Below are 19917 nucleotides of genomic sequence, written 5' to 3'. Positions count from 1 at the left end.
CCTGCACGGATGGCGGCACCGCCCCTTGATCCGGGCCGCCGCCGCACGCCAGGTCATCGGCGGCCCGGATCGAACGGCTGCAAACGGGAGACAGGAGAGGACTCCATGGACACAACGAGTCACCCCGGCGGACAGCGGCGGCCCGGCGGCGCGGCAGCGGGTCGCGATGTCGGTGACCGCGCCACCGTCGAGGCGACGGAAACGTTTGTCGCGCACCGCAAGCTGCTGTTCACCGTTGCCTACGAAATGCTCGGATCGGCGGCCGACGCCGACGATGTCCTGCAGGAGACCTGGTTGCGCTGGGTCGCTGTCGACGCGGCGCACGTCGACGACCACCGCGCCTACCTGGTTCGGATCACCACCCGCCAGGCGCTCAACCGGCTGCGGTCGATGAAGCGCCGCAGGGAGGCGTACGTGGGGTCCTGGCTGCCGGAGCCGCTGCTCACCACCGCGGATGTGGCCGCCGACGTCGAACTGTCCGAAAGCGTTTCGATGGCGCTGATGCTCGTGCTCGAGACATTGACCCCGACCGAACGGGCGGTGTTCGTGCTGCGCGAAGCATTCGGAATCGGCTACGACGAGATCGCGGCCGCAGTCGACAAGACCCCCGCCGCCGTACATCAGATCGCCCACCGAGCCCGCCGCCACGTCGAAGCCCGCCGACCGCGCCGGTCGGTCACCGCGCGCCAGGCCGAGGCGGCCGTCGAGGCATTCCGGCATGCGCTCGAGACGCGGGACCTGCGGGGCCTGCTCGACGTGCTCGCCCCCGACGTCGTGACGATCAGCGACGGCGGTGGCATCAAACGGGCCACACCGCGACCGATTCTCGGCGCCGACAAGGTCGCCCGTTTCATCGTCGGCGGCCTCACCAAGCACAACGTCACGCTCACCGTCGAGCCGACCACGGTCAATGGTGGCCCCGCGCTGGCTCTCCACGTCGACGGGCAACTCGACGGGGTCATTGCGATGCACGTCGAGGACACCCACATCACCGGCATCTACTACGTCCGCAACCCGCAGAAACTGACCCATATCGAATCCGAAACCCAACTCACCCTGCGATGAACACCGGTCCCACTTGTTCGAGGAGTAGATATGACCACGCGAGCACCGCTCGCCACCGATGCGCTGCCGTCCCGCTGGCCGAGGGTGATCGGCGCTGTCGTCCTGCTCACCGCGATCACCAGCGTGCTGCTCGTCGCCTTCGCCTGGCCGTCGGTGCGGTCGTCGGTACACGATGTTCCGATCGCCGTCGCCGGCCCGGCCGCCGCGGTCACACCGATCCGCAGCGCACTCGAGCAGCGTCTCCCAGGCGGCTTCGATATCACCGAAGTCACCGACACTGCCGCCGCTGAACAACTCATCCGCGACCGGCAGGTGTACGGGGCGATCGATCTCAGCTCCGGCACCCCACAGGTCATCGTCGCCTCCGCCGCCAGCACCGCGGTCGCTCAGACCCTGCAGACCATGGCTACCGGCCTCGGCCGAGCAGGGAAATCCGGCACACCGGCCGTTGTCCGCGACCTCGCCGCATTGCCTGCCGACGACCCGCGCGGCGCCGGTCTCTCCGCTGGCGCCCTGCCCCTGGTCATGGGCGGTCTGCTGGCCGCGGGGCTGCTGACCGAGCTCGTTCGCGGCACGGTCCGCCGGGTTGTCGGGGCACTCGCCTTCGCGGCAACCGGCGGTTTGGCCGTGACAGCGATCCTGCAGTTCTGGCTCGGCTCACTGAGCGGGTCCTACCCGGTCAATGCCGGTGCCGTCGCATTGACCATCGCGGCCACCTCCCTGACCGTCCTCGGGCTGGAATCCCTGCTCGGATATGCCGGAATCGGCATCGGCGCCGTCGCCATGATGCTGATCGGCAACCCCCTCTCGGGCACGGCGACCGCACCCGAGATGCTGCCCGGCTGGTCCGGCACGCTCGGCCAGCTACTGCCGCCCGGGGCCGGTGGCCGGTTGCTGCGATCGACCGCCTTCTTCGACGGTCGCGGCGCCACCCACGCCGTCACCGTCCTGGTCGCCTGGGTCGCGCTCGGTGCGGTGCTGTGCCTGGTCGGCGGCCTGCGCGCCGGTCGCGCCGCCAAGGCGGCCGCAGGGCTTTCGGCGATTACTACCGGAACCCCGGAAGGTGTGCAGCGCACCGGAATTGCTCGCTGAACTCAGGTGCGGCTCACGAAAAGTTTGCGGCGCTCGGCTATTCGATGGTGTGCAGCAGCTCGTCGGCGCGCTGGAGGATCGCGTCGGTGTCGGAAGCGGGCTGGATCGGCTGCCAGAAGTCGGAACTCGGCGTCGCTCGCACAGTGAGTTCCGGGGGCGTGCGCCACGGTGCGGCCAGGCCGAGTTGCCAGGAGTGCAGGTAGGTCCGGTCGTACCGGCCGGACTTGTCGAACAGCGGATCGCCGAGGATCGGATGTCCGATCCAGGCCAGGTGCACCCGGATCTGGTGGCGGCGGCCGGTGATCGGGCGCACCGCGAGCAGGGTGTGTTCGTCGGTGCGCAGGACCGTCGCGAATCGGGTGACCGATGGATAGTTCTTCGTGGCCAGTAGGTCGGCGTCATCGACGAACCATCGGCCCGCCTGTTCGCGAATGCGCTCCCGGGGCGCGGCGATGCGCACCCGGTTCTTGCGCCCGACGCTGAGCGGCAGTTCGATGACGCCGCGATCGGGCAGTCCGGTCGACTCGACGATCGCCAGATAGGCCTTCTCCGCCGTCTGTTTATTGAACTGCCTGGTCAGCTGCCCGTGCGCGGTCAGCTCCTTGGCCAGTAGCACCAGTCCGGAGGTCACCTTGTCGATCCGGTGCACCGGATACAGCGTTTCCCCCGCCGCGGCCGCCGCCTCGACGATATCGCTGTCGTGCCGCTCACCGGTGACCGAAATCCCCGCGGGCTTGTTCAACGCCAGCACCGCGGCGTCCTCGGCGATGCCGCAGCTCGCGCGCAGTTCGGCCCACTCGAAATCCACCGGACGAGCTTAGGTCCTGCGCTATCGCCTCTTGCCATTGCGGCGCAGTGTGTGCGGCCGGAGGCGATTGAAGCCGCGGACGCGGACGCTGCGCAGGTTGCGAATATCGAACTCCGGATTGCCCTCCAGCGCGGCGGCGGCATCGTCGTCGACGAGTACGGTGCCCGGGCGGGCGACGCCGGTGAGCCGGGAGGCGATATTGACCACCGAGCCGTACAGATCGCCGAAGCGCTGCAGCACCGGACCGTATGCCACCGCGACCCGTAGGTCGGGGGTGCCGCCGACCATCATCGTGCTCTCCTGGATGGACAGTGCGATCCGGGCCGCGTCGGCCGGATCCTCGGCCGCGAACATGACCTCGTCGCCGACGTTCTTGATGACCCACCCGCCGTTCTCGGTGATCGCGGCGGTGGTGGTGGATTCGAACGCCTCCAACAGCGTCGAGAGTTCGTCCGGATGCAGATGCCTGGTGAGCCGGGTGTAGCCGACCATATCGGCGAAGCCGACCGCCAATTCCCGCACCGCCTCGCCCGCCGTGGTGCCCGGGTCGAGCGAACGGGCCACCGCGGCGGCGAGATGGCGGCGCCAGGCGTAGGTATTGATCTTTTCGAGCGTCGAGATGGCCGCCTCGGTGGCGGTGCGGGCGGTCTCGGCCGGATCGGCGCCCGGCCCTGCCTCGGCGATGCGATCGCTGATCTCGGCGAGCACCATGTCGACCTGCCATTCCGCGAGTCGCGCCATACCCTGGCCGACGGTGCGCACGGTCGCGGCCTGCTGCCGGGAGTCGGCGGAGGAGAGCGCGTTGAGCGCGCGGAAATTGCGGACCGCGGCGATATCGGCGTCGGTGTAGTCGACCGCGTCGTCGTCGATGCCGGCCGGGAAGCCGAGCGCCCTCCACAGCCGTTTGGTAAGGGTGGTGTTCGCCCCGGATTGCTCGGCGACCTGGGTCCGGTTGTAGCGGCGCGGTCCGTCGAGCAGATACGACTCCACGACCGACTCGACCAGCTCGGATATCTCGGTGGGGACCATGATCGGTACCTTACGGGCCGGGCCGGGCCCGCAGGGTGGCAACCGGGGCGGGTAATAAGACCGCACGGTCGCATCGGCCGCCGACTGTGGTCGGTCACAATCGGCGGCGTGCTCAGCTCAGGTGCAGCCACTGTCCGGTCGATGGCACGCCCTGGTCGTTCACGACGAACACCAGATACCAGCCCGGTGGTGCGAGCGCCGGATTGGTCGGCAGTGTGATCGTCACCGAATTCGGTGCGGTGCTGGCGAATTCGAGATCGATCAGACGTTGCTCGTTATCGGAGGAATGGGTGCAGGCGCCCGGCCGGACTAGATTCACCTCGCGCAGGGTGGCGGCGGTGGTCGCGGTGACGGTCGCGCCGTAGGCGGCGGTATCGCTGGCCAGCGCGAGCTGGGGTCGCTCGCCCTGGAACAGATAAGGCGGCCAGTAGGTTTCGATGCGCAGTTCCTCGGTCTTGCGCGCCGGATTGGAGCCCGCGGTGATCACCTTGCCGTCGGGGGTGAGCAGCGCGATGGAGTGGTAGAGCCGCGGGACGCGACACGGTGCGGTGTGCATCCAGGTGCCCATGGCCGGATCGAAGATCTCGGCATGCGGTGGTGCGGCGTGCGCCATCTCCTCCATTCCGGAACCACCGGTGGCCAGCACCGTTCGGTCCGGGAGCAGTACCGCGCTCAGGTGCATTCTCGGGTGGTCCATCGGCGGCCCCGGTTGGTATTCCGGTGCCGCCGCGGTCAGGTCGACGATTCTGGTATCGGCCAGCGCCGGTGCGGGGCTGTGCATATCGAAGCCGCCGCCGCCGAGGATCATGACCCGCTGTTGTTGCGCCGGTGGCAGCAGCACGCTGGTGGACTGATTGCGCGATCCCGGATCGGTGAGGCCGGGCACCTCCACGGTGGTGCCGGTCGCCGGATCCCAGATCGACGGGCGCATACCGTTGTTCGCGCCGTACTGGCCGCCGGTGTAGAACAGCCTGCCGTCGGCGAGCAGGACGAGATGTCCGTACATCGGGATCGGGCCGGGCGATGGCAGCTGGGACCAGGTTTCGGTCCCGGCATCGAAGACTTCCGGAATGACGGATAGGAAGTTGTCGGTGCCGAGACCCGATACCGCGACGATATTGCCGTTCGGCAGCGGTGCCAGTGACGGATACCAGCGCCCGAAGGCCATATCCGGCTGGGCATTCCAGGTCGAGGTCGCCGGGTCGAAGATCAGTGCGTCCCTCAGCCCGTAGAACGGGTCGTAGCGTTCGGTGCCGCCCGCTGCGAGTAGTCGGCCATCCGGCAGGAATGCCTGGCCGACACAGAACAGGTCGATCGGGGTGGCGGGCGCGCTCAGCTGCGGCCGCGGGTAATGCCAAACGCGAGTGCGGAATTCGTGGGCGTCGTGCCGGTCCGGATCGTTACCGGAACCGGCGAAGAACAACACATCACCGGTGTGCAGTACGGCTGCGTGCACCGGGTTGATCTCGGTGCCGAAATCGAGAATTCGCCACAGGCCCATATGCGGCGCATGCGTCAGATCGGTCTCCAGTTCGAGCACGCGCAGATATCCGGCATTGGGACCCTCGGGTGCATCGATGGTGAATACCACCAGCTCCGGCGGCGCGTCCGCATGGGGCAGCAAAGCCACTGCCGCGCCCTGGTTTTCGGCGAATCCCCAGTCCGTCTTGGTCCACACGCTCCAGCCGTCGACCGCGTGACCCGAACCCTCCAGACCCCAGCCGATGGTGTAGACGCCGGTGTTCACACCGTCGGGATCGTCCACCGCGAAGACGATCAGCTCCGGCCTGCCGTCGCCGTCCAGATCCGCGGCCGTGATGCCCGCGCCCTGGTTCTCCCACCCGTACCAGTCGGGCACCTCGATCCACGGTGTCCATTCGCCGACTGCCCCCTCGACGGTCAGGCCCTTGGCCAGCCGGAACTGTCCGCTGTTCGGGCCCGGCGGATTGTCGACCGTCAGCAGGACCAGGGTGGTCTGGCCATCGATCGAGGTGAGGCAGATATCGGCCCCTTGGTTCTCCCATCCGTACCAATCCGGTACGGCGATCCACGGCGTCCACCCGCCGGTCACCGTGCCGTCGGCGTCCAGATCGCGCCCGATCCGGTAGAACCCCTGGTTCTGGCCCGGGGGATTGTCGACAAGGAAGACCACCAGGTCGGGCCGACCATTGCCGTTCAGATCCCCGATGGCGATGCCCGCGCCCTGGTTCTCCCAGCCGTACCAATCCGGCACCGGCAGCCACGGTCCCCAACTCTGCGTCGTTCCGTCGGTGGCCAACCCCTTGCCCACCCGATAGGACCCGGTGTTCTGACCCTGTGGATCGTCCACCATGAGTACGACGACATCCGGTGTGCCGTCACCATCGATATCCGCGACCGCGATCCCGCAATCCTGGTTCTCCCAGGCGAACCAGTCGGGCATCGGAACGAATTTGCCTGCCACGCAATACATCGTCGCGCCGAAGGCGCCAAAGTGCGCGCTGTGCGGCGAAGTTGGCCGATCCTGCCTAGGCCTGCTGGTACGGCAGCAGGGATTCCCTGGACCAGGTCAGTGTGCCCGCGGCCAGATCGGCGATAACACTATCGAGCCAACGCAATTCGGCCTCGGTGACCGCGCGCTGGTACTCGTCTTCCAGCATCACCACCCGGGGCAGATGCATCGCGGCGGCCTGTGCCGCATCGGCATCCATCTCGGCGAGCTTCGCGCGCACCGACTTTGCGCGCCGCTCCAGTTCGGTGCGGGCCCCCTCGGGGCCCAGCAGCATCAGAAATGACAGTGCCGCAGGGAAATCCGGATATTCGTTGCGCGGTTCGCCGATCATCTCGGCCAGCCAGCCGGCGCAGGCCGCGCGGCCCGCATCGGTGATCTCGTAGACGGTGCGCTCGGGATATTGCTGATCGCGTCCGGTCTCGCGCACGGTGACCAGCCCGGCCTCTTGCAACCGGCCGATCGTCTTGTACAGCGCGGCGCGCTGGGCGACATTGACGACCTTGTCCTTGCCCCACTCCTTGATCCGCCGCTGGATCGCATAGGGGTGCATCGGTTCCAGATGCAGGATGCCGAGCAGCGCCATCGCCAGTGGTGAGCGCTTGAACTGCGTCGATGCCGTCATACCGACCATTCTAGTGGTGTCTGCAGAACTAGGGTCTTAAATACTAGTTGCAAAGAAACTAGTGTGTATGCCACTATTGGTTCATCAGCGGACGCCACCGCCCGGAAGGAACAGAGAAATGACCGCCAAGACCGCCACCCGGATCCACGTCGACCACGAGACCACCAAGCGCCTCGGTGACTGGACCGCCGCCGATACCTTCGACGTCACCGCTCGCTACGGCAGCGTGGTCATCGACCTGCGCTCGCCGCTGATCACCGGCGACGGCGAGATCGTGGTGCACGCCGACCTCGACCACGCCATGATCAAGCTGCTCGTCCCCGACGACGCCGTCATCGACCAGACCGAACTGCGGTGGACCGGGCGCGGCCGGGTCAAGGATTTCGCGCGGCCCAAGGACGCCGCGGGTCGTGTCATCCGCCTCACCGGCGCCAGCAATCGGAGTGAATTCCGTGTGCACCGCGCGGGTATCGCGGTGCTGTCGGCAATGTTCTCGCGGGAGTTCTTCGAGGATGCGCGCCGGGCGCACCGGGAGGGGACCCACCCCACCGTCGCCGATCCGGCCAACGCCCCGCGTTGACCCGCGCCGACGTCAGTGCCCCCGCCTTGGTGGGTACCGAGGTTGGGGCACTTGGCATTTCGGTGGGGATTCAGAGTGCGAGCGTTCGGTGCAGTCGGTTGTCGGGATCCACGACGGCGCGGATGCGCCGGAGTCGGTCGAGGTTGTCGGCGAAGTAGCGGTGGGGGGAGTCCGATGGTTCGAGGTAGTTGACGTACGCGCCTGCCGAATGCGAACCGAGGTTTCGATGGGCATTGGCGACCCACTGTCCTGCGTCGGTCGGACCGTCGACGATCCACTGCAGGACGGCCGAGTGGTCGCGCCACGGGAAAACCGTTGCGTCGCCGGGGAGATCGCGCACCGCGCCATCGAGCGGGTCGATGAGTACTCGGCCGGACATATCCGTGAGCGTGGTGAGGGTTTCGATGATCCGGTCGGCCAGGTCGGCCGAAATATCAGCTACGACATCGGATCCCGCGACCGAGCAGGTGCGTGGCGCATCGATGCCACCGGCGAGCGCGTCGATCGCTCCGAGATGGTCGAGGGTCTGTCGCTGGACGGTCAGCGGGGCGGTACCGGTGGCTGCGGTCAAGGCGCGGGTGTGTGCCACTCCCGTGTCCGCGGCGCAGACCAGTAGGACCGTGCAGTCCATGGCGCCGTGGCCGTCGGTGGATGCATCGATATTGGCCCAGGCGCTGCGGTCCGCGGTCGACAGCCAGTCGGCCCAGCCGGTGATCACTCGTGCCAGTCGTTCGGCTGGAAAGGTCATGCGCACTATGTCTTTGGGTGTCGCGGGGCAGGTCAGGAAGGTCAGCGAGGTGACGACGCCGAGTTGCCCGCCGCCCCCGCGCAGCGCCCAGAAGAGGTCCGGGTCGCTGGTCGCGGAAACCTCGACCGATTCGGCACTCGGAACTACGATGTGCGCCGAATCGAGCCGGTCGCATGACAATCCGTGCCGCCGCGACTCGATGCCGATACCGCCGCCGAGTGTCAGACCGGCGATGCCGACCGTCGGACAGGTGCCCAGGGGTAGGGTCTGCCCGAATCGGTGCAGAGCGTTCTGCACATCGGATAACGAAGCTCCGGCCCCGACGGTGACCCGGCCGCCGTCGTAGCGCACATCGCGCAGTGCGCGCAGATCGATGACCAGCGTTCCGTCCGCCGCGGACGCCCCTATATAGGAATGTCCGCCGCCGCGCGCCGCGATCCGCAGTCCGGACTCCGCCGCGAATGCGACCGCCGCGCGCACATCCTCGACCGAGGTCACCTGGACAATGGCGGCCGGAGTTTTCGCGTCGAACCGGGGATCGAAGAGTTGTTTCGCCGAGGCGTACCCGGCCTCACCCGGCAGCAACACGTGGCCGCGCCACTGCGCGGGTTGTGCGGCGGCACCGCCCGACCATGCGAGGAATCCGGAGCCGGCCAGCGCCGCCCCGGCTCCCAGTGCGCCGCGCAGAAACGACGCCCGTGACATGCGATTGCCGATGCGATGGACCCTATCGCCGCGACCCATCGCCGCCGCGCCGCCGCACCGGGGGCGTCTCGGCGGTTATTCGAGATCGGATAGGCCCTGCGCCGTGTCGAGGCCGGTCGTCAGATAGTTGACGAAATATTCGTTGTTCAGCGCATGGGGTGAGCGCCGCCGCCGGATCAGGGCGATCGCGTCATCGACCGCATAGCCCAGGTCGAGCAGGGTCTGTGCGACCACCAACCCCGACCGGTTGTAGCCGTACTGGCAGCGCACCATGACAATGCGCCGCGCGCGGACCGCCGCGGCGGCGATCGCGGCCAACCCACGTGCCGCCGCCAACTGCTCGGCGTGCAGCTGCGCATCTGGAATCGCGAGGTGATGGTGTTCGATCCCGGGCCCCGGCCCGTGCCCGTCGGCCTGGAAAAGACTGATCACCACATCGAATTCGGTGCCGACCACCGCGGGCACCCGCACTCCGTCACCGTTCCCGTAATGATGTCCGCCCATCCACAGCTGCGGCACGATCTCATCCCACGGCGCATCCGCGTCGGGTGTCCGCATACCTTCGATCCGCACCATCACTGCCTCCCCACGGCAACCGACCCAGACCTGCCGGGACGGCCTCATTCCACGGTACCGTCGGCCAGCGCTGCCGCAATGGCCTGAGGAAATGAGCTGGCCCCGGTTCCGGGGGCAGGCCTTCTTTGGTCTGTCCACCGAGATCGTCGGCTCGATAACGTCCCGACCAACGGTGCCCCTCGCCGTTCGGAAAGGATCGACATAATGCATACCTTGCGCGCCGGCCTCTTCATAGGCGCCTTGCTCATGGCCCCCATGGCCGCCACCATCCCGGCCTCCGCCATCCCCCTGGAACCGGCTACCCCCGCCGAACAGACCACCCCCGTCGATCAGGCCACTCCCATCTGGCAGGTCTGCACCACCCCAACCCCCGACCTCACCTGTTACCTGATCACCCTCTCCTCCAGCGGCTCCGGCCGCTAACACCCGCCCCCCGCCCCCCAAGCGGCGCGGCCCAACTCCCCACCCCATGATGAGTCGAGAATGCGCTGGTGCAGGTGCCTTCTCGGCGATTGCCGGGCGTGAGCGCACGGTGATCGCTTGTCCAGGTCGTCGCTGGGTGCCACGGCGGCGCGGGTGTGAGGGGTGTCCGGTCGCGGTGGTGGGGTGGGGCTGGCACGGCTGGCGGTGGGGTCAGTGTTCGGCGTTCCAGAAACCGATGGCGATGGCGCCCCACCAGCAGATCTGGGAGATGGCGCCCGATGTTGCGCCCCATAGGAGTAGGCGGGTTGTCAGGGGTGTCGAGGTGTGGGTGGTCAGGCGCTTGCCGAGGAGGAGGGCCTGGAGTCCGTTGAGTGTCAGGATCAGGACGAATGCCATCTTGGTTCGGGTCATGGCGGATTCGAGATTCGGTTCCAGGAGGCATCCGCTGGCGACCAGGGTGACCAGGCCGACCCAGATCGGCACGTGTAGGCGCGCGACTCCGGCCAATGCCTCGGCGAGGGTGGTTCGTCCGGCCAGCCAGATCAGCATCAGATAGTCGGCGATGAGGACGCCGCCGAAGCCGAGTACCAGGGCGGCCAGATGGATGAAAAGACCGACGGTGTGCAACTGCCGATCGACGCTGAGATGGGCCGCGATCCACAGCGCGCCGCCCAGTGTCAGGGTGGCCAGCAAACCTGCGGCAGCCACCGTCCACCACGAATCATGAAGTGCGACAGCGCGTTGCGGATTGTTCTCGGGCCAGCGCCGCCGCGGTGCGACGGCGGGGTGCCATTCGCCCCAGATGGTGGTGGCCGCCCGCGTTCTCGGCAACACCACGATCGCGGTGGTGGACGTCGGACCAGGGACTTCGGCGGTCCTGCCACCAGACATACGGCCTCCAGACAGCATTCACAGAACATTCACAGCAATTGTTAGGACAGGCTAATCTATGTCTTCGGTCGGGTAAAGACGGTGGATCGTCCGTGCGGGCAGGCGCGGATCGGGCGTGAGGATGAGATGAGGACGACCCAGGCTCTCGGAGTGAGCATCGGCTCGGTGAACGCGGTATCGGCGGCGGCGACCGATGGCGGCGCACATCCGGTGGTGACCACCCGACGCACCACGGTGACCTTCGATGGTGACGGCACCGCACATATCGGCGCGGTTCCCCGTGACGCCGCGGTACTGGCGGATTTCGCGGATCTGGCGATTGCGCAGGATCCGGTAGTCGTCGTAGCGGGGCGGGTCATGACTGGCGCCGATCTGGTTGCAGCAGTGGCGAATCGGCTGGCGGCAGTGGCGGTGCGCAGCGTATTGGCCTACCCGGCAATATATTCCGGTGATCAGGTGGCGGATCTGCGCCGGGCGCTGGATGAGGTCGGCGCCACGGGAACCGGGCTGGTTCCCGAGCCCGTCGCTGCCGCGGCATGGCTGCAATCCTGCGGTGGTGCGGTGGAATCCGAACTCGTCCTGGTCTACGACCTCGGCGCGAGCTGTCTCGATCTCGCGGTCGTTTGTGCTGGCTCGCTGGCCGGACCGCCGGTGCGCTCCTATGATTTCGGCGGCCGTGCGCTGGATGTGGCGGTGGCCCGATACGCGCACGATATCGAGCCGGATGTCGAATCGCGTTTGGCGCAGGGCGTATCCGCCGACGATATCGCCGAGTTGCGTACCCGCCAGGTGCGCGAGTCGGTCGCGCTGGTACGTGACTGCGTGCGTGCCGCAGGTGTCGCGATATCCGATATCGACCGAATTCTGTTGATCGGTGGCGCGGCCCGGCCCGCATCGGTGGCGCAGGTGCTGGCCGATGAACTCGACCTTCCGATTGTCCTCGGCCCCGATCCGGCGCACACCACCGCGCTGGGCGCTGCACTGCTCGCATCCCGTGCCGCCGCTGACGGCCCGGCGCTCGTGCCCCTCGGCCGCCGCGAGCCACGCGTCGCGGCCTTGGCGGCCGCGGTGCTCACCACCGGGCTCCTCGTGCCAGCCGCCGTGCCGGTCGGACGAGCCTTCGATCACAGGTCGCCGATCCAGGCGTCCCCAGCCGATGCGTCCTCGGTACCGCGCTACGACCCCTACCGCGATCCGATCCCTGCCGCGGCGACCGCAATTGTCGCGCCCGCCGTGCTGCCGCACGCGGTGCTCGTCGACAGCCCCGCGCCCCGGCGGCCTTCGGTTCCCGCGTCATTGTGGGCGATGCTGCCGGACCCTGCGGCACATGACATTTCACCGCTGCCGACCACCGAACGGGCTACTGCCTCAGTAACATCCGAGTCGGCGTCCACCGTCTCGACGACGGACTTCCCGTCCGCGACTGCCCGGCCGGATGGAACCACGCCGTCCGACACTGTCGATTCCAGTCCGTCGCCGAATTCGGGTCGGCCGGGCGATTCGGGTCGGGCCGGTGATCCGAGTCGGCCCAACGAATCGAGTCAGCCCAAGGATCCGGGGCAGTCCAGTGACACGAGTCGGTTGAGTGATTCAGGTCAGCCGAGTGGTTCGGGTCGGCCGAGCGATCCGAGTCGGCCAAATGGTTCGGGTCGGACGGCTGATTCGGTGTCGGGTGGCGTGGGTGCTGGCTCGTCCGCGGATTCTGTTGGGCCGAGCGCTCCGTCGTCGAGGGCCCACGATCGAGTGAAGAATGGATGCCGAGCCGATCCCGGCACCCATTCGATCGGGCGGAGGGTCAGCTGAAGCGGACTTCGGTGATGCGGATCGATGCGGCGCGGACCTCGCCGGACAAACACGGGCCGGTCATCGCTGATGCGTTGATAATGCCGCCATCATCGATGACCATCTGCCCGCCGGTGCCGGGGCCATCGACGATGACCACGGTGTTGGTGTTCGCGGCAGTCAGTCCGCCCGGGACGTGCCAGGGGCCCCGGATCCGACTGATCTGACCATTCGACCAGTTGATCGAACCGTCGATATTTCCGGTGACGCCCAAGCAGCCGCCGGTGCCGTTGAAGGTGCCGCTCACCGTGGCGGTGGGGGCGGGGGTGCCCGTGCAGCCGCTGAGGTTGCCGCTCCACGACGCCGTGATCGGCGCACTCGTCATGCTCAATGGGGTGGTGGTGAAATCGAATTGGCCGCCGGAGCAGCCGCCGGCGATCGGATCGGCCGTGGCCTGCGCTGCACCGAAGACCGTGGTGGCGAGTGCGGCGGCAGCAACCGATGCTGTCGCGATCTTCCGGGAAATTGCCATGTAATTACCTTCTCCTGTTGATCGGCTGTGACCTGATGGAGCAGCTAACGACTAGCAAAAGCGGGAAGATAGTAATCCGTTCGCCGTGTATCCAGCCCGGCACCCGCCGAAAGGGCCGTGATCAGTGTCAGTGCCCGGCGGCCCTGGCGAGGTGTTCCGGATAGCGTGCCCCGGCGAATGCGGTTGCTGGGGCAGCGGCATCGATGCGGGCGAGATCGTCTGCGGTCAGCGTGATCTCGACGGCGGCGACGTTCTCCTCGAGGTAGGTGCGGCGCTTGGTGCCCGGGATGGGGACCACATCGTCGCCACGGCTCTGCACCCAGGCGAGGGCCAACTGTCCTGCGGTAATGCCCTTTTCGGCAGCCAGCTCGCGCAATGCCGCGACGATGGCGAGGTTGCGGTCCAAATTGTCCTCGGCGAATCGCGGTAGGCGGCGGCGCATATCGTCGGCGGGCAGATCGGCGGTGGAGGTGATCGCACCGGTCAGGAAGCCGCGGCCGAGTGGGGAGAAGGGCACGATGCCGATACCGAGTTCCCGGCAGGCCGGCAGCACCTCGGCCTCGATATCCCTTGTCCACAGCGACCATTCGCTTTGCAGGGCGGTCACGGGGTGGACCGCGTGCGCGCGACGGATGGTCGCCGCCGAGGCCTCCGAAATTCCGAGATGGCGCACCTTGCCCGCTTGTACCAGCTCCGACAGCGCGCCCCAGGTCTCCTCGATCGGGACATTCGGGTCGACGCGGTGCTGGTAGTAGAGGTCGATGTGATCGACACCGAGCCGGGCCAGTGACGCATCGCAGCTCTGCTTCACATACGCCGCATCGCCGCGGGCGCCCATGGATCCGTCCTCGCCCCAGACGATGCCGAATTTGGTTGCCAGCACCACCTGTTCGCGGCGGTCGGCGATGGCCTTGCCCACCAGCCGCTCGTTGGTCTCCGGGCCATAGACATTCGCGGTGTCCAGCATGGTCACGCCCAGATCCAGCGCACGGTGGATGGTGGCGATGGATTCGTCATCGTTACCGCGCACGCCATAGGCATGGCTCATACCCATGCAGCCCAGGCCCTGCGCACCAACGGTCAGCTGTCCGAGCTTCCTGGTCGTGATCATGCGTGGCTCTCCTCCTTGGTCGACGATCGAGTGACGCACGTCCTCGACGCTACGACCTGGAGTGCGCTCCAAGTCAAGGCATAATTCAGTTCGCGAAGGAGCCGATGACGACCGGGGCGACGAACTGTTCGAGCATGGCACGCTCGTCGGCATCGTCGCGACCGGGGGCGGTGAGCAGCGACATGATCACGCGGGCCAGCCAGCGTGCCAGGCGGGAACGGTCGGGATCGGTGGTCGGTGGCAGCAGGCCAGCGGCAATAGCCTCGATGACCTCGGAGGATTGCCCGATCTCATTGGCAATGCCCGCATTTCCCGCGGTGAACCAGGCGATGAGTGCCGGATCAGCGCGGACCTCGCGCAGCGCGGCGAGCATGACGGTGACAATGCGCTCGCCCGGATCGGTGATCTCGCGAGCCTGCTCCGCGACCGCCGCCGCGACCCGCCGAGCCTCGCGGTGCACGAACGCGATGCGCAGGGCTTGGCGGTTCGGAAAGTAGCGGTACAGAGTGGCGCGCGAACAGCCCGCGGCCTTCGCGACATCGCCCATCCCGGTATTCGCCACGCCGCGCTCGATGAACAGCCGTGCAGCGGCGTCGAGTATCTGTTCGGCCGCGATATCGGCGCGCCTGGGGCGCAGCCAATCTCCGGGCCGCCCGCCCGTCACCGGGCCACCCCGCATCCCGAGGCCGCCTTCATGGCGTCACCCGGAACGACGCGCATCCGAATGCCGCATTTCATGGTGTCACCCGAAAAGGCACACGGTCCGGCCAGCGCACATAGCTGCCGGGGGCATAGCGGACTCGGTCGATATCGACGACGAAATCCGGACAGCGCGAAAGCAATTCCTCGAGCGCCACACAAGCGACCATGCGTGCGGCGGCCGCGCCGAGGCAGTGATGGTTGCCGTGGCTGAAGGTGAGGATCTGCTTGGGCCGTCGAAGCACATCGAGTTCGCTCGCGTTGGGACCGAACTCACGTTCGTCGCGGTTCGCGGAGGCGTACAGCAGCAGTGCGCGGCGTCCGGCGGGAATGGTCGTGCCGTGCACCTCGGTGTCGCGCACCAGGGTCCGCGCCAAGCCCTGCACCGGCGAGGTGAGCCGCAGGAACTCCTCGACCGCGTCCGGGATGAGCGCCGGATTCTCGATCAGCAGCCGCCGCTGATCCGGGCGCTCGGTGAGCAGTTGCACCGCACCGCCGAGATTGCCGGTGGTGGTGTCGTTTCCGCCGGTGATCATGGTGAAGGCGAAGCCGAGAATCGAGATGATGCCCGCGTAGTCGCCGTCCGCGCCCATGCCGGCGGCGACCAGATGCGAGATCGTATCGTCGGCGGGTTCGGCGCGGCGGCGTTCGATCAGCTGGGTGAAGTACTGCATCAATTCACCGATGGCGTCTTGGGCATCGAGCGGACTGCCGCCCGCGGAGGAGGTCATGATGAGATCGGTCCACTCGTCGAATTTCGGCCGATCCGGTTCCGGCACACCGAGATAATGCGCGACCACCATGCTGGGCAGCGGTTTGAACAGTTCGACGACGATATCGCCCTCGCCCGCCGCCCGCAGTCGCTCGAGTCGCTCGATCACGAATGCGCGCACCTGCGGTTCGACCGAACGCACCTGGCGCGGCGTGAAGCCCTTCATGACCTGCTTGCGGAAGGTCGTGTGATCCGGCGGATCGGTGAAGACGAACGGCCGTGGCTCGGGCAGGCCGATTTCGCCGAGATCGCGGTAGTCGACGGTCAGCCCTTTCGCCGAGGAGAACGTCGTGACATCGCGCGCCGCCGCGTGCACATCCGCATAGCGGGACAGCACGTAGTAGTCGCTCGCCGGATCATCCTGGGGCACAACGTGATGCACCGGATCGTGCGCCCGCAGCTCGGCATACATCTGCCACGGGTTCCGCCAGGTCTCCGCGGATCTCAATTCGAACTGCGGTCGGTGAGACAACTCTGTCTTCATGAATCGAGCGTAAGACAAAACATCAAAACTGTCTAGAACGCGTTCTAGGGCTCGGCCGGCAGACGAATCCGGCTAGGCGCAGTCGGTTTCGTTCGTGAAGTCCGACCGTGGTTCGCGAATGTGGTCGGTGATGCGCCAGGTGTCAGCCCTGAATGCCGAGTTCGCTAAGCAGGTCGCGGACGCGTTGTTCGATCTGGTCGCGAATGGCCCGTACGGTGTCGAGGTGCTGGCCCGCGGGGTCGTCGAGTTTCCAGTCGCGGTAGGTGACGCCGGGGTAATAAGGGCAGGTGTCTCCGCATCCCATGGTGATGACGACGGTGGAGGTTTCCACGGTGTCCGGGGTGAGGATCTTGGGTGTCTGCCCGGTGATGTCGATGCCGAGTTCCGCCATCGCCTCGACGGCGAGGGGATTGATGGTGTCGGCGGGCGCGGTTCCGGCGGAGCGCACATCGACGGCGTCGCCGGCGAGGTGGGTCAGGAACCCCTGGGCCATCTGGGAGCGTCCGGCATTGTGGACGCAGACGAACAGCACGCTGGGTTTGGCAGCCATTGGTGGACCGGATCTTTCAGGAGGCGGGGGTGATGACATCGGCTGCCGGTTCGGCAGTGGTGCTGGGATAGAGGACGCGGACCAGGACGAGTCCGGCGAGCGCCCCGAGGATTTGGGCGGCGATGAATCCCGGGACGGAGGCGGGCGCGATTCCGGCGAACGTATCGGAGAAGGCGCGCCCGATCGTGACGGCGGGGTTGGCGAATGACGTGGAGCTGGTGAACCAGTAGGCCGCGCCGATCCAGGCCGCGACCGCGGCCGCCGACAGGGCCGCACGGCCGGTGCGAGCCAGCATGAAGATGACCGCGACAAGTCCTGCGGTAGCGATGATTTCGCCGACCAGATGTCCGCCGCTGGCGCGGTGGTGGGTGGCGATCTGGATCGGGGTCGTGTCGAACATGACGTTCGCCAGCACCGCGCCGCCGATCCCGCCGCCGATCTGCGCGCCGGTGTAAGCGATGACATCGCGGCCGGTCAACCCGGTGCCGTGGCGCAGGCCGAGCAGCCAGTCCGCCGCGGAGACGGCGGGGTTGAAGTGAGCGCCGGAGACCGGCCCGAACATCAGGATCAGCACCGCGAGTCCGAATACGGTCGCGGTCGAGTTCTCCAGCAGTTGCAGGCCGATGTCGTTGGGCGAGAGCTGGGCAGCGGCGATCCCGGAACCGACGACGACGCAGACCAGTAGTGCGGTTCCGACGAACTCCGCGAGCAACCGCCGCGCCAGTGCGGGCGTGCTCATTCGGCTACGGTGACGGGCTCGGCGCCCGTGGTACTCAGGATGGCCGAAAGTCGTTGCAGCACTTCCGGTATCGCCCAGTAGAAAACCCAGGTGCCGCGACGCTCGCAGTCGATCAGGCCGGCCTCGCGCAGCACCTTGAGGTGGTGGGAGATGGTGGGCTGGGACAGGTCGAACTGTGGGGTCAGCTCGCAGACGCAGACCTCCTCGCCGGGGCGGGAGGCGATCAGCGACAGCAGCCGTAGCCGGACCGGATCGGCCAGCGCCTTGAACGCCGCCGCCAGCTCCGTCGCCGCCTCGTGGTCCAGCGGGCTGGTCAAGGTCGGGACGCAGCAGGCGTTGGTGGAGCCGATTACCGGCGGATCCTGTTTCGACACCCGTCTATATTGACATCCATCGATTCAGGGCGCAAGCTGTATCGACATTCATCAATACAGCCAGGTCGACCTATCTTCTCGTTACCTGGTGAACCTACAAGCTAGGGGTGTGTGTCATGACCGATCAGCACAGCGAACTTCGCGAGACCGTCCGAGCGCGGTATGCCGAGGCCGCGAATATGGTTGCCGATGGAGGTGTCGCCAACGATTGTTGCGGCAGCCCTTCGGTCGAGGTCGACGCCAACTTCGGCGCCAGCCGCTACGGGGCCGCCGACCGCGACCAAGTCCCGATCGCCGCGACCGCCGCGTCACTGGGCTGCGGCAATCCCACCGCGGTCGCCGAACTCCGCGAGGGCGAGCGGGTGTTGGATCTGGGGTCCGGCGGCGGCATCGATGTTCTGTTGTCGGCGCGGCGCGTAGGTCCGACCGGTAAGGCGTACGGGGTCGATATGACCGACGAGATGCTGGCCCTGGCGCGGGAGAACGCCGCGAAGGCCGAGGCGGCGAACGTCGAGTTCCTGAAGGGCACGATCGAGGCGATCCCATTGCCCGCCAACAGCATCGATGTGGTGATCTCAAACTGCGTTATCAATCTGTCGGTCGACAAAACCGCGGTATTCGCCGAGATGGCCCGCGTGCTCGTGCCGGGCGGGCGGATCGGGATCTCCGACGTCGTCGCCGATGATGCGCTCTCGGCGGGGCAGCGCGCCGAACGCGGCGACTATGTCGGCTGCATCGCCGGTGCGCTCTCGTACGCCGAATACCGGGCTGGGCTGACGGCCGCCGGTTTCACCGAAATCGAGATCACCGCAACCCATTCCGTGGCCGACGGCATGCATTCGGCGATCGTCAAGGCCGTCAAACCAGTGCCGCAGCCGACCGCCGAGGAGTCGGCGGCACCGTGCTGCGGACCGACCTGCTGCTCATGAGGCGAAGCGGTCAGTTGTCCCCGACGACATCGGATACCGTTTCGGCGAATGCCCGGATCAGCGGGCTCTCGGCGGCGCGCCACACCAGTGCCCAGCGGGAGGGCGCGGCATCACGGATCGGCACGAATGCCAGGCCCGGCCACGGGTAGTAGCCCGCGAACTCCGCGACGACTCCGGCGACGCACTGTCCGGAGGTCACCGTGTTGACCACCTGCTGCCAGGTGGACATCACCGGGCCACGCGCTATCGGGCGGCCCGACGGAGTATAGAAGGGGTTGATGGCCTCCTCCATGTAATGGGAATCGAGTCACCGGCCACCACGATGCAGTCGCCGAGATCTTCCAGGCAGATCGAATCACGTTGGGCAAAGGGGTGATCGGCGGCGACCATGAGCAGCACCGGCGAGGTGTGGGTGACCGGGCCGACGGTGAGATCGGGTTCACGCACCGGCAGCCACAGCAGCGCCACATCCACCTCGCCGGACCGCAACGGATCCAAGGGCGCTGGCGGCTGGATCTCCCGATGCTGTAGCTGCGCTGCCGGGTAGCGGTGCTGGAACAACTCCATCGCCTCGACGAGATCGTCGAGCCCGAACGGGTGCGGTCCGATAGTGCCCAGTGTGAGCACCCCGGCGGTGCCGCGCGCGGCGGCGGATACGCTCGCGACACCGTCCATGATCTGCCGGTATCCCGCATCGAGCTCCTGATACAGCTGTGCGCCCAGCGGGGTGAGCCGGACCGCCCTGCTGGTGCGGTCGAACAGCGCGCCACCGACACGCCGTTCCTGCTTCTTGATCGATTGGCTCACCCTCGCCTGGGTGACATGCAGACGCTCGGCCGTGCGACCGAAATGCAGCTCCTCGGCCAGTGCCAAGAAGATCTCGATATCCCGTAACTCCACTTCGGCCCTCACATC

The 19917-nt window shown here is 67.2% G+C and carries 22 protein-coding genes; 6 read left to right on the top strand and 16 right to left on the bottom strand.

Annotated features, from left to right (window positions below):
* Window positions 1-105 precede the first annotated feature (105 nt).
* Window positions 106-1065 (top strand): RNA polymerase sigma-70 factor, encoded by a 960-nt coding sequence (locus tag ACQP2D_RS40195; protein ID WP_433681118.1) that lies wholly within the window; start codon window positions 106-108, stop codon window positions 1063-1065.
* A gap of 30 nt (window positions 1066-1095) precedes the next feature.
* A complete protein-coding gene (locus ACQP2D_RS40190) occupies window positions 1096-2157 on the top strand; it encodes a hypothetical protein (protein ID WP_433681117.1) in 1062 nt (353 codons plus the stop codon).
* 37 nt (window positions 2158-2194) lie between these two features.
* On the opposite strand, the gene ACQP2D_RS40185 is transcribed toward ACQP2D_RS40190, so the two are convergent.
* The 4 genes from ACQP2D_RS40185 to ACQP2D_RS40170 all read right to left on the bottom strand — a co-directional run bounded on the left by ACQP2D_RS40185 (window position 2195) and on the right by ACQP2D_RS40170 (window position 7107).
* Window positions 2195-2965: an RluA family pseudouridine synthase gene (locus ACQP2D_RS40185; protein WP_433681116.1), complete on the bottom strand. Its 771-nt coding sequence runs from the start codon at window positions 2963-2965 to the stop codon at window positions 2195-2197.
* Between the two features lie 21 nt (window positions 2966-2986).
* Entirely contained in the window at window positions 2987-3994 is a 1008-nt protein-coding gene (locus ACQP2D_RS40180; protein ID WP_433681115.1) for an adenylate/guanylate cyclase domain-containing protein, read from the bottom strand.
* A 112-nt stretch (window positions 3995-4106) separates the two neighbouring features.
* Window positions 4107-6437, bottom strand: a complete 2331-nt coding sequence (locus tag ACQP2D_RS40175) for a galactose oxidase-like domain-containing protein (protein WP_433681114.1) — start codon at window positions 6435-6437, stop codon at window positions 4107-4109.
* Window positions 6438-6501: 64 nt separating this feature from the next.
* Window positions 6502-7107 (bottom strand): PadR family transcriptional regulator, encoded by a 606-nt coding sequence (locus tag ACQP2D_RS40170; protein WP_433681113.1) that lies wholly within the window; start codon window positions 7105-7107, stop codon window positions 6502-6504.
* 118 nt (window positions 7108-7225) lie between these two features.
* On the opposite strand from ACQP2D_RS40170, the gene ACQP2D_RS40165 reads away from it, so the two are divergent.
* Entirely contained in the window at window positions 7226-7687 is a 462-nt protein-coding gene (locus ACQP2D_RS40165) for a hypothetical protein (RefSeq protein ID WP_433681112.1), read from the top strand.
* Between the two features lie 70 nt (window positions 7688-7757).
* On the opposite strand, the gene ACQP2D_RS40160 is transcribed toward ACQP2D_RS40165, so the two are convergent.
* Window positions 7758-9140: an FAD-binding oxidoreductase gene (locus ACQP2D_RS40160; protein WP_433681111.1), complete on the bottom strand. Its 1383-nt coding sequence runs from the start codon at window positions 9138-9140 to the stop codon at window positions 7758-7760.
* A 75-nt stretch (window positions 9141-9215) separates the two neighbouring features.
* Window positions 9216-9716, bottom strand: coding sequence for a protein-tyrosine phosphatase family protein (locus tag ACQP2D_RS40155; protein WP_433681110.1), 501 nt, complete (start codon window positions 9714-9716; stop codon window positions 9216-9218).
* A 204-nt stretch (window positions 9717-9920) separates the two neighbouring features.
* On the opposite strand from ACQP2D_RS40155, the gene ACQP2D_RS40150 reads away from it, so the two are divergent.
* Complete coding sequence (locus ACQP2D_RS40150) at window positions 9921-10139, top strand: hypothetical protein (protein ID WP_433681109.1); 219 nt, start codon at window positions 9921-9923, stop codon at window positions 10137-10139.
* A gap of 210 nt (window positions 10140-10349) precedes the next feature.
* Here the strand turns inward: ACQP2D_RS40150 and ACQP2D_RS40145 are convergent, their stop codons facing one another.
* Entirely contained in the window at window positions 10350-11030 is a 681-nt protein-coding gene (locus ACQP2D_RS40145; RefSeq protein ID WP_433681108.1) for a hypothetical protein, read from the bottom strand.
* 126 nt (window positions 11031-11156) lie between these two features.
* On the opposite strand from ACQP2D_RS40145, the gene ACQP2D_RS40140 reads away from it, so the two are divergent.
* On the top strand, window positions 11157-12833 hold the full coding sequence (locus ACQP2D_RS40140) for an FGGY-family carbohydrate kinase (RefSeq protein ID WP_433681107.1): 1677 nt from the start codon (window positions 11157-11159) through the stop codon (window positions 12831-12833).
* Here ACQP2D_RS40140 and ACQP2D_RS40135 read toward each other — a convergent pair.
* The 7 genes from ACQP2D_RS40135 to ACQP2D_RS40105 form a co-directional block, all read right to left on the bottom strand.
* A complete protein-coding gene (locus ACQP2D_RS40135) occupies window positions 12826-13344 on the bottom strand; it encodes a hypothetical protein (RefSeq protein ID WP_433681106.1) in 519 nt (172 codons plus the stop codon). The genes ACQP2D_RS40140 and ACQP2D_RS40135 overlap by 8 nt on opposite strands.
* Window positions 13345-13471: 127 nt before the next feature.
* A complete protein-coding gene (locus tag ACQP2D_RS40130) occupies window positions 13472-14455 on the bottom strand; it encodes an aldo/keto reductase (protein WP_433681105.1) in 984 nt (327 codons plus the stop codon).
* An 85-nt stretch (window positions 14456-14540) separates the two neighbouring features.
* Window positions 14541-15119 carry a TetR/AcrR family transcriptional regulator gene (locus tag ACQP2D_RS40125; protein ID WP_433681104.1) on the bottom strand — a complete coding sequence of 193 codons (579 nt, stop codon included), beginning with the start codon at window positions 15117-15119 and terminating at the stop codon, window positions 14541-14543.
* A 70-nt stretch (window positions 15120-15189) separates the two neighbouring features.
* The gene (locus tag ACQP2D_RS40120; RefSeq protein WP_433681103.1) at window positions 15190-16410 is read right to left on the bottom strand and encodes a cytochrome P450; all 1221 of its coding nucleotides are present in this window, start codon (window positions 16408-16410) and stop codon (window positions 15190-15192) included.
* A gap of 142 nt (window positions 16411-16552) precedes the next feature.
* Window positions 16553-16960 (bottom strand): arsenate reductase ArsC, encoded by a 408-nt coding sequence (locus ACQP2D_RS40115; RefSeq protein WP_433681102.1) that lies wholly within the window; start codon window positions 16958-16960, stop codon window positions 16553-16555.
* A 16-nt stretch (window positions 16961-16976) separates the two neighbouring features.
* On the bottom strand, window positions 16977-17699 hold the full coding sequence (locus tag ACQP2D_RS40110) for an aquaporin (RefSeq protein ID WP_433681101.1): 723 nt from the start codon (window positions 17697-17699) through the stop codon (window positions 16977-16979).
* Window positions 17696-18073: a metalloregulator ArsR/SmtB family transcription factor gene (locus tag ACQP2D_RS40105; protein WP_433681100.1), complete on the bottom strand. Its 378-nt coding sequence runs from the start codon at window positions 18071-18073 to the stop codon at window positions 17696-17698. The genes ACQP2D_RS40110 and ACQP2D_RS40105 overlap by 4 nt, the downstream gene beginning before the upstream one ends.
* A gap of 116 nt (window positions 18074-18189) precedes the next feature.
* Between ACQP2D_RS40105 and arsM the strand changes: the two genes are divergently transcribed.
* The gene (gene arsM / locus ACQP2D_RS40100; protein ID WP_433681099.1) at window positions 18190-19002 is read left to right on the top strand and encodes an arsenite methyltransferase; all 813 of its coding nucleotides are present in this window, start codon (window positions 18190-18192) and stop codon (window positions 19000-19002) included.
* Between the two features lie 10 nt (window positions 19003-19012).
* On the opposite strand, the gene ACQP2D_RS40095 is transcribed toward arsM, so the two are convergent.
* Entirely contained in the window at window positions 19013-19231 is a 219-nt protein-coding gene (locus tag ACQP2D_RS40095) for a hypothetical protein (RefSeq protein ID WP_433681098.1), read from the bottom strand.
* A gap of 14 nt (window positions 19232-19245) precedes the next feature.
* Window positions 19246-19914, bottom strand: coding sequence for a LysR family transcriptional regulator (locus tag ACQP2D_RS40090; protein WP_433681097.1), 669 nt, complete (start codon window positions 19912-19914; stop codon window positions 19246-19248).
* Between the last annotated feature and the right edge of the window lie 3 nt (window positions 19915-19917).

The organism is Nocardia sp. CA-119907, assembly GCF_050955995.1.
Taxonomy (GTDB): domain Bacteria; phylum Actinomycetota; class Actinomycetes; order Mycobacteriales; family Mycobacteriaceae; genus Nocardia.
The sequence above is the reverse complement of the archived record's forward strand: the minus strand, read 5'-3'. Positions and strand labels throughout refer to the sequence as shown.

What these genes read in the sequence shown, in the direction of transcription:
- arsM (WP_433681099.1), top strand. Translation starts at nt 18,190, where the DNA reads ATGACCGATCAGCACAGCGAACTTCGCGAGACCGTCCGAGCGCGGTAT.
- ACQP2D_RS40180 (WP_433681115.1), bottom strand. Translation starts at nt 3,994, where the DNA reads ATGGTCCCCACCGAGATATCCGAGCTGGTCGAGTCGGTCGTGGAGTCG.
- ACQP2D_RS40120 (WP_433681103.1), bottom strand. Translation starts at nt 16,410, where the DNA reads ATGAAGACAGAGTTGTCTCACCGACCGCAGTTCGAATTGAGATCCGCG.
- ACQP2D_RS40145 (WP_433681108.1), bottom strand. Translation starts at nt 11,030, where the DNA reads ATGTCTGGTGGCAGGACCGCCGAAGTCCCTGGTCCGACGTCCACCACC.
- ACQP2D_RS40155 (WP_433681110.1), bottom strand. Translation starts at nt 9,716, where the DNA reads ATGGTGCGGATCGAAGGTATGCGGACACCCGACGCGGATGCGCCGTGG.
- ACQP2D_RS40195 (WP_433681118.1), top strand. Translation starts at nt 106, where the DNA reads ATGGACACAACGAGTCACCCCGGCGGACAGCGGCGGCCCGGCGGCGCG.
- ACQP2D_RS40115 (WP_433681102.1), bottom strand. Translation starts at nt 16,960, where the DNA reads ATGGCTGCCAAACCCAGCGTGCTGTTCGTCTGCGTCCACAATGCCGGA.
- ACQP2D_RS40170 (WP_433681113.1), bottom strand. Translation starts at nt 7,107, where the DNA reads ATGACGGCATCGACGCAGTTCAAGCGCTCACCACTGGCGATGGCGCTG.
- ACQP2D_RS40095 (WP_433681098.1), bottom strand. Translation starts at nt 19,231, where the DNA reads ATGTCCACCTGGCAGCAGGTGGTCAACACGGTGACCTCCGGACAGTGC.
- ACQP2D_RS40190 (WP_433681117.1), top strand. Translation starts at nt 1,096, where the DNA reads ATGACCACGCGAGCACCGCTCGCCACCGATGCGCTGCCGTCCCGCTGG.
- ACQP2D_RS40140 (WP_433681107.1), top strand. Translation starts at nt 11,157, where the DNA reads ATGAGGACGACCCAGGCTCTCGGAGTGAGCATCGGCTCGGTGAACGCG.
- ACQP2D_RS40150 (WP_433681109.1), top strand. Translation starts at nt 9,921, where the DNA reads ATGCATACCTTGCGCGCCGGCCTCTTCATAGGCGCCTTGCTCATGGCC.
- ACQP2D_RS40130 (WP_433681105.1), bottom strand. Translation starts at nt 14,455, where the DNA reads ATGATCACGACCAGGAAGCTCGGACAGCTGACCGTTGGTGCGCAGGGC.
- ACQP2D_RS40165 (WP_433681112.1), top strand. Translation starts at nt 7,226, where the DNA reads ATGACCGCCAAGACCGCCACCCGGATCCACGTCGACCACGAGACCACC.
- ACQP2D_RS40135 (WP_433681106.1), bottom strand. Translation starts at nt 13,344, where the DNA reads ATGGCAATTTCCCGGAAGATCGCGACAGCATCGGTTGCTGCCGCCGCA.
- ACQP2D_RS40160 (WP_433681111.1), bottom strand. Translation starts at nt 9,140, where the DNA reads ATGTCACGGGCGTCGTTTCTGCGCGGCGCACTGGGAGCCGGGGCGGCG.
- ACQP2D_RS40110 (WP_433681101.1), bottom strand. Translation starts at nt 17,699, where the DNA reads ATGAGCACGCCCGCACTGGCGCGGCGGTTGCTCGCGGAGTTCGTCGGA.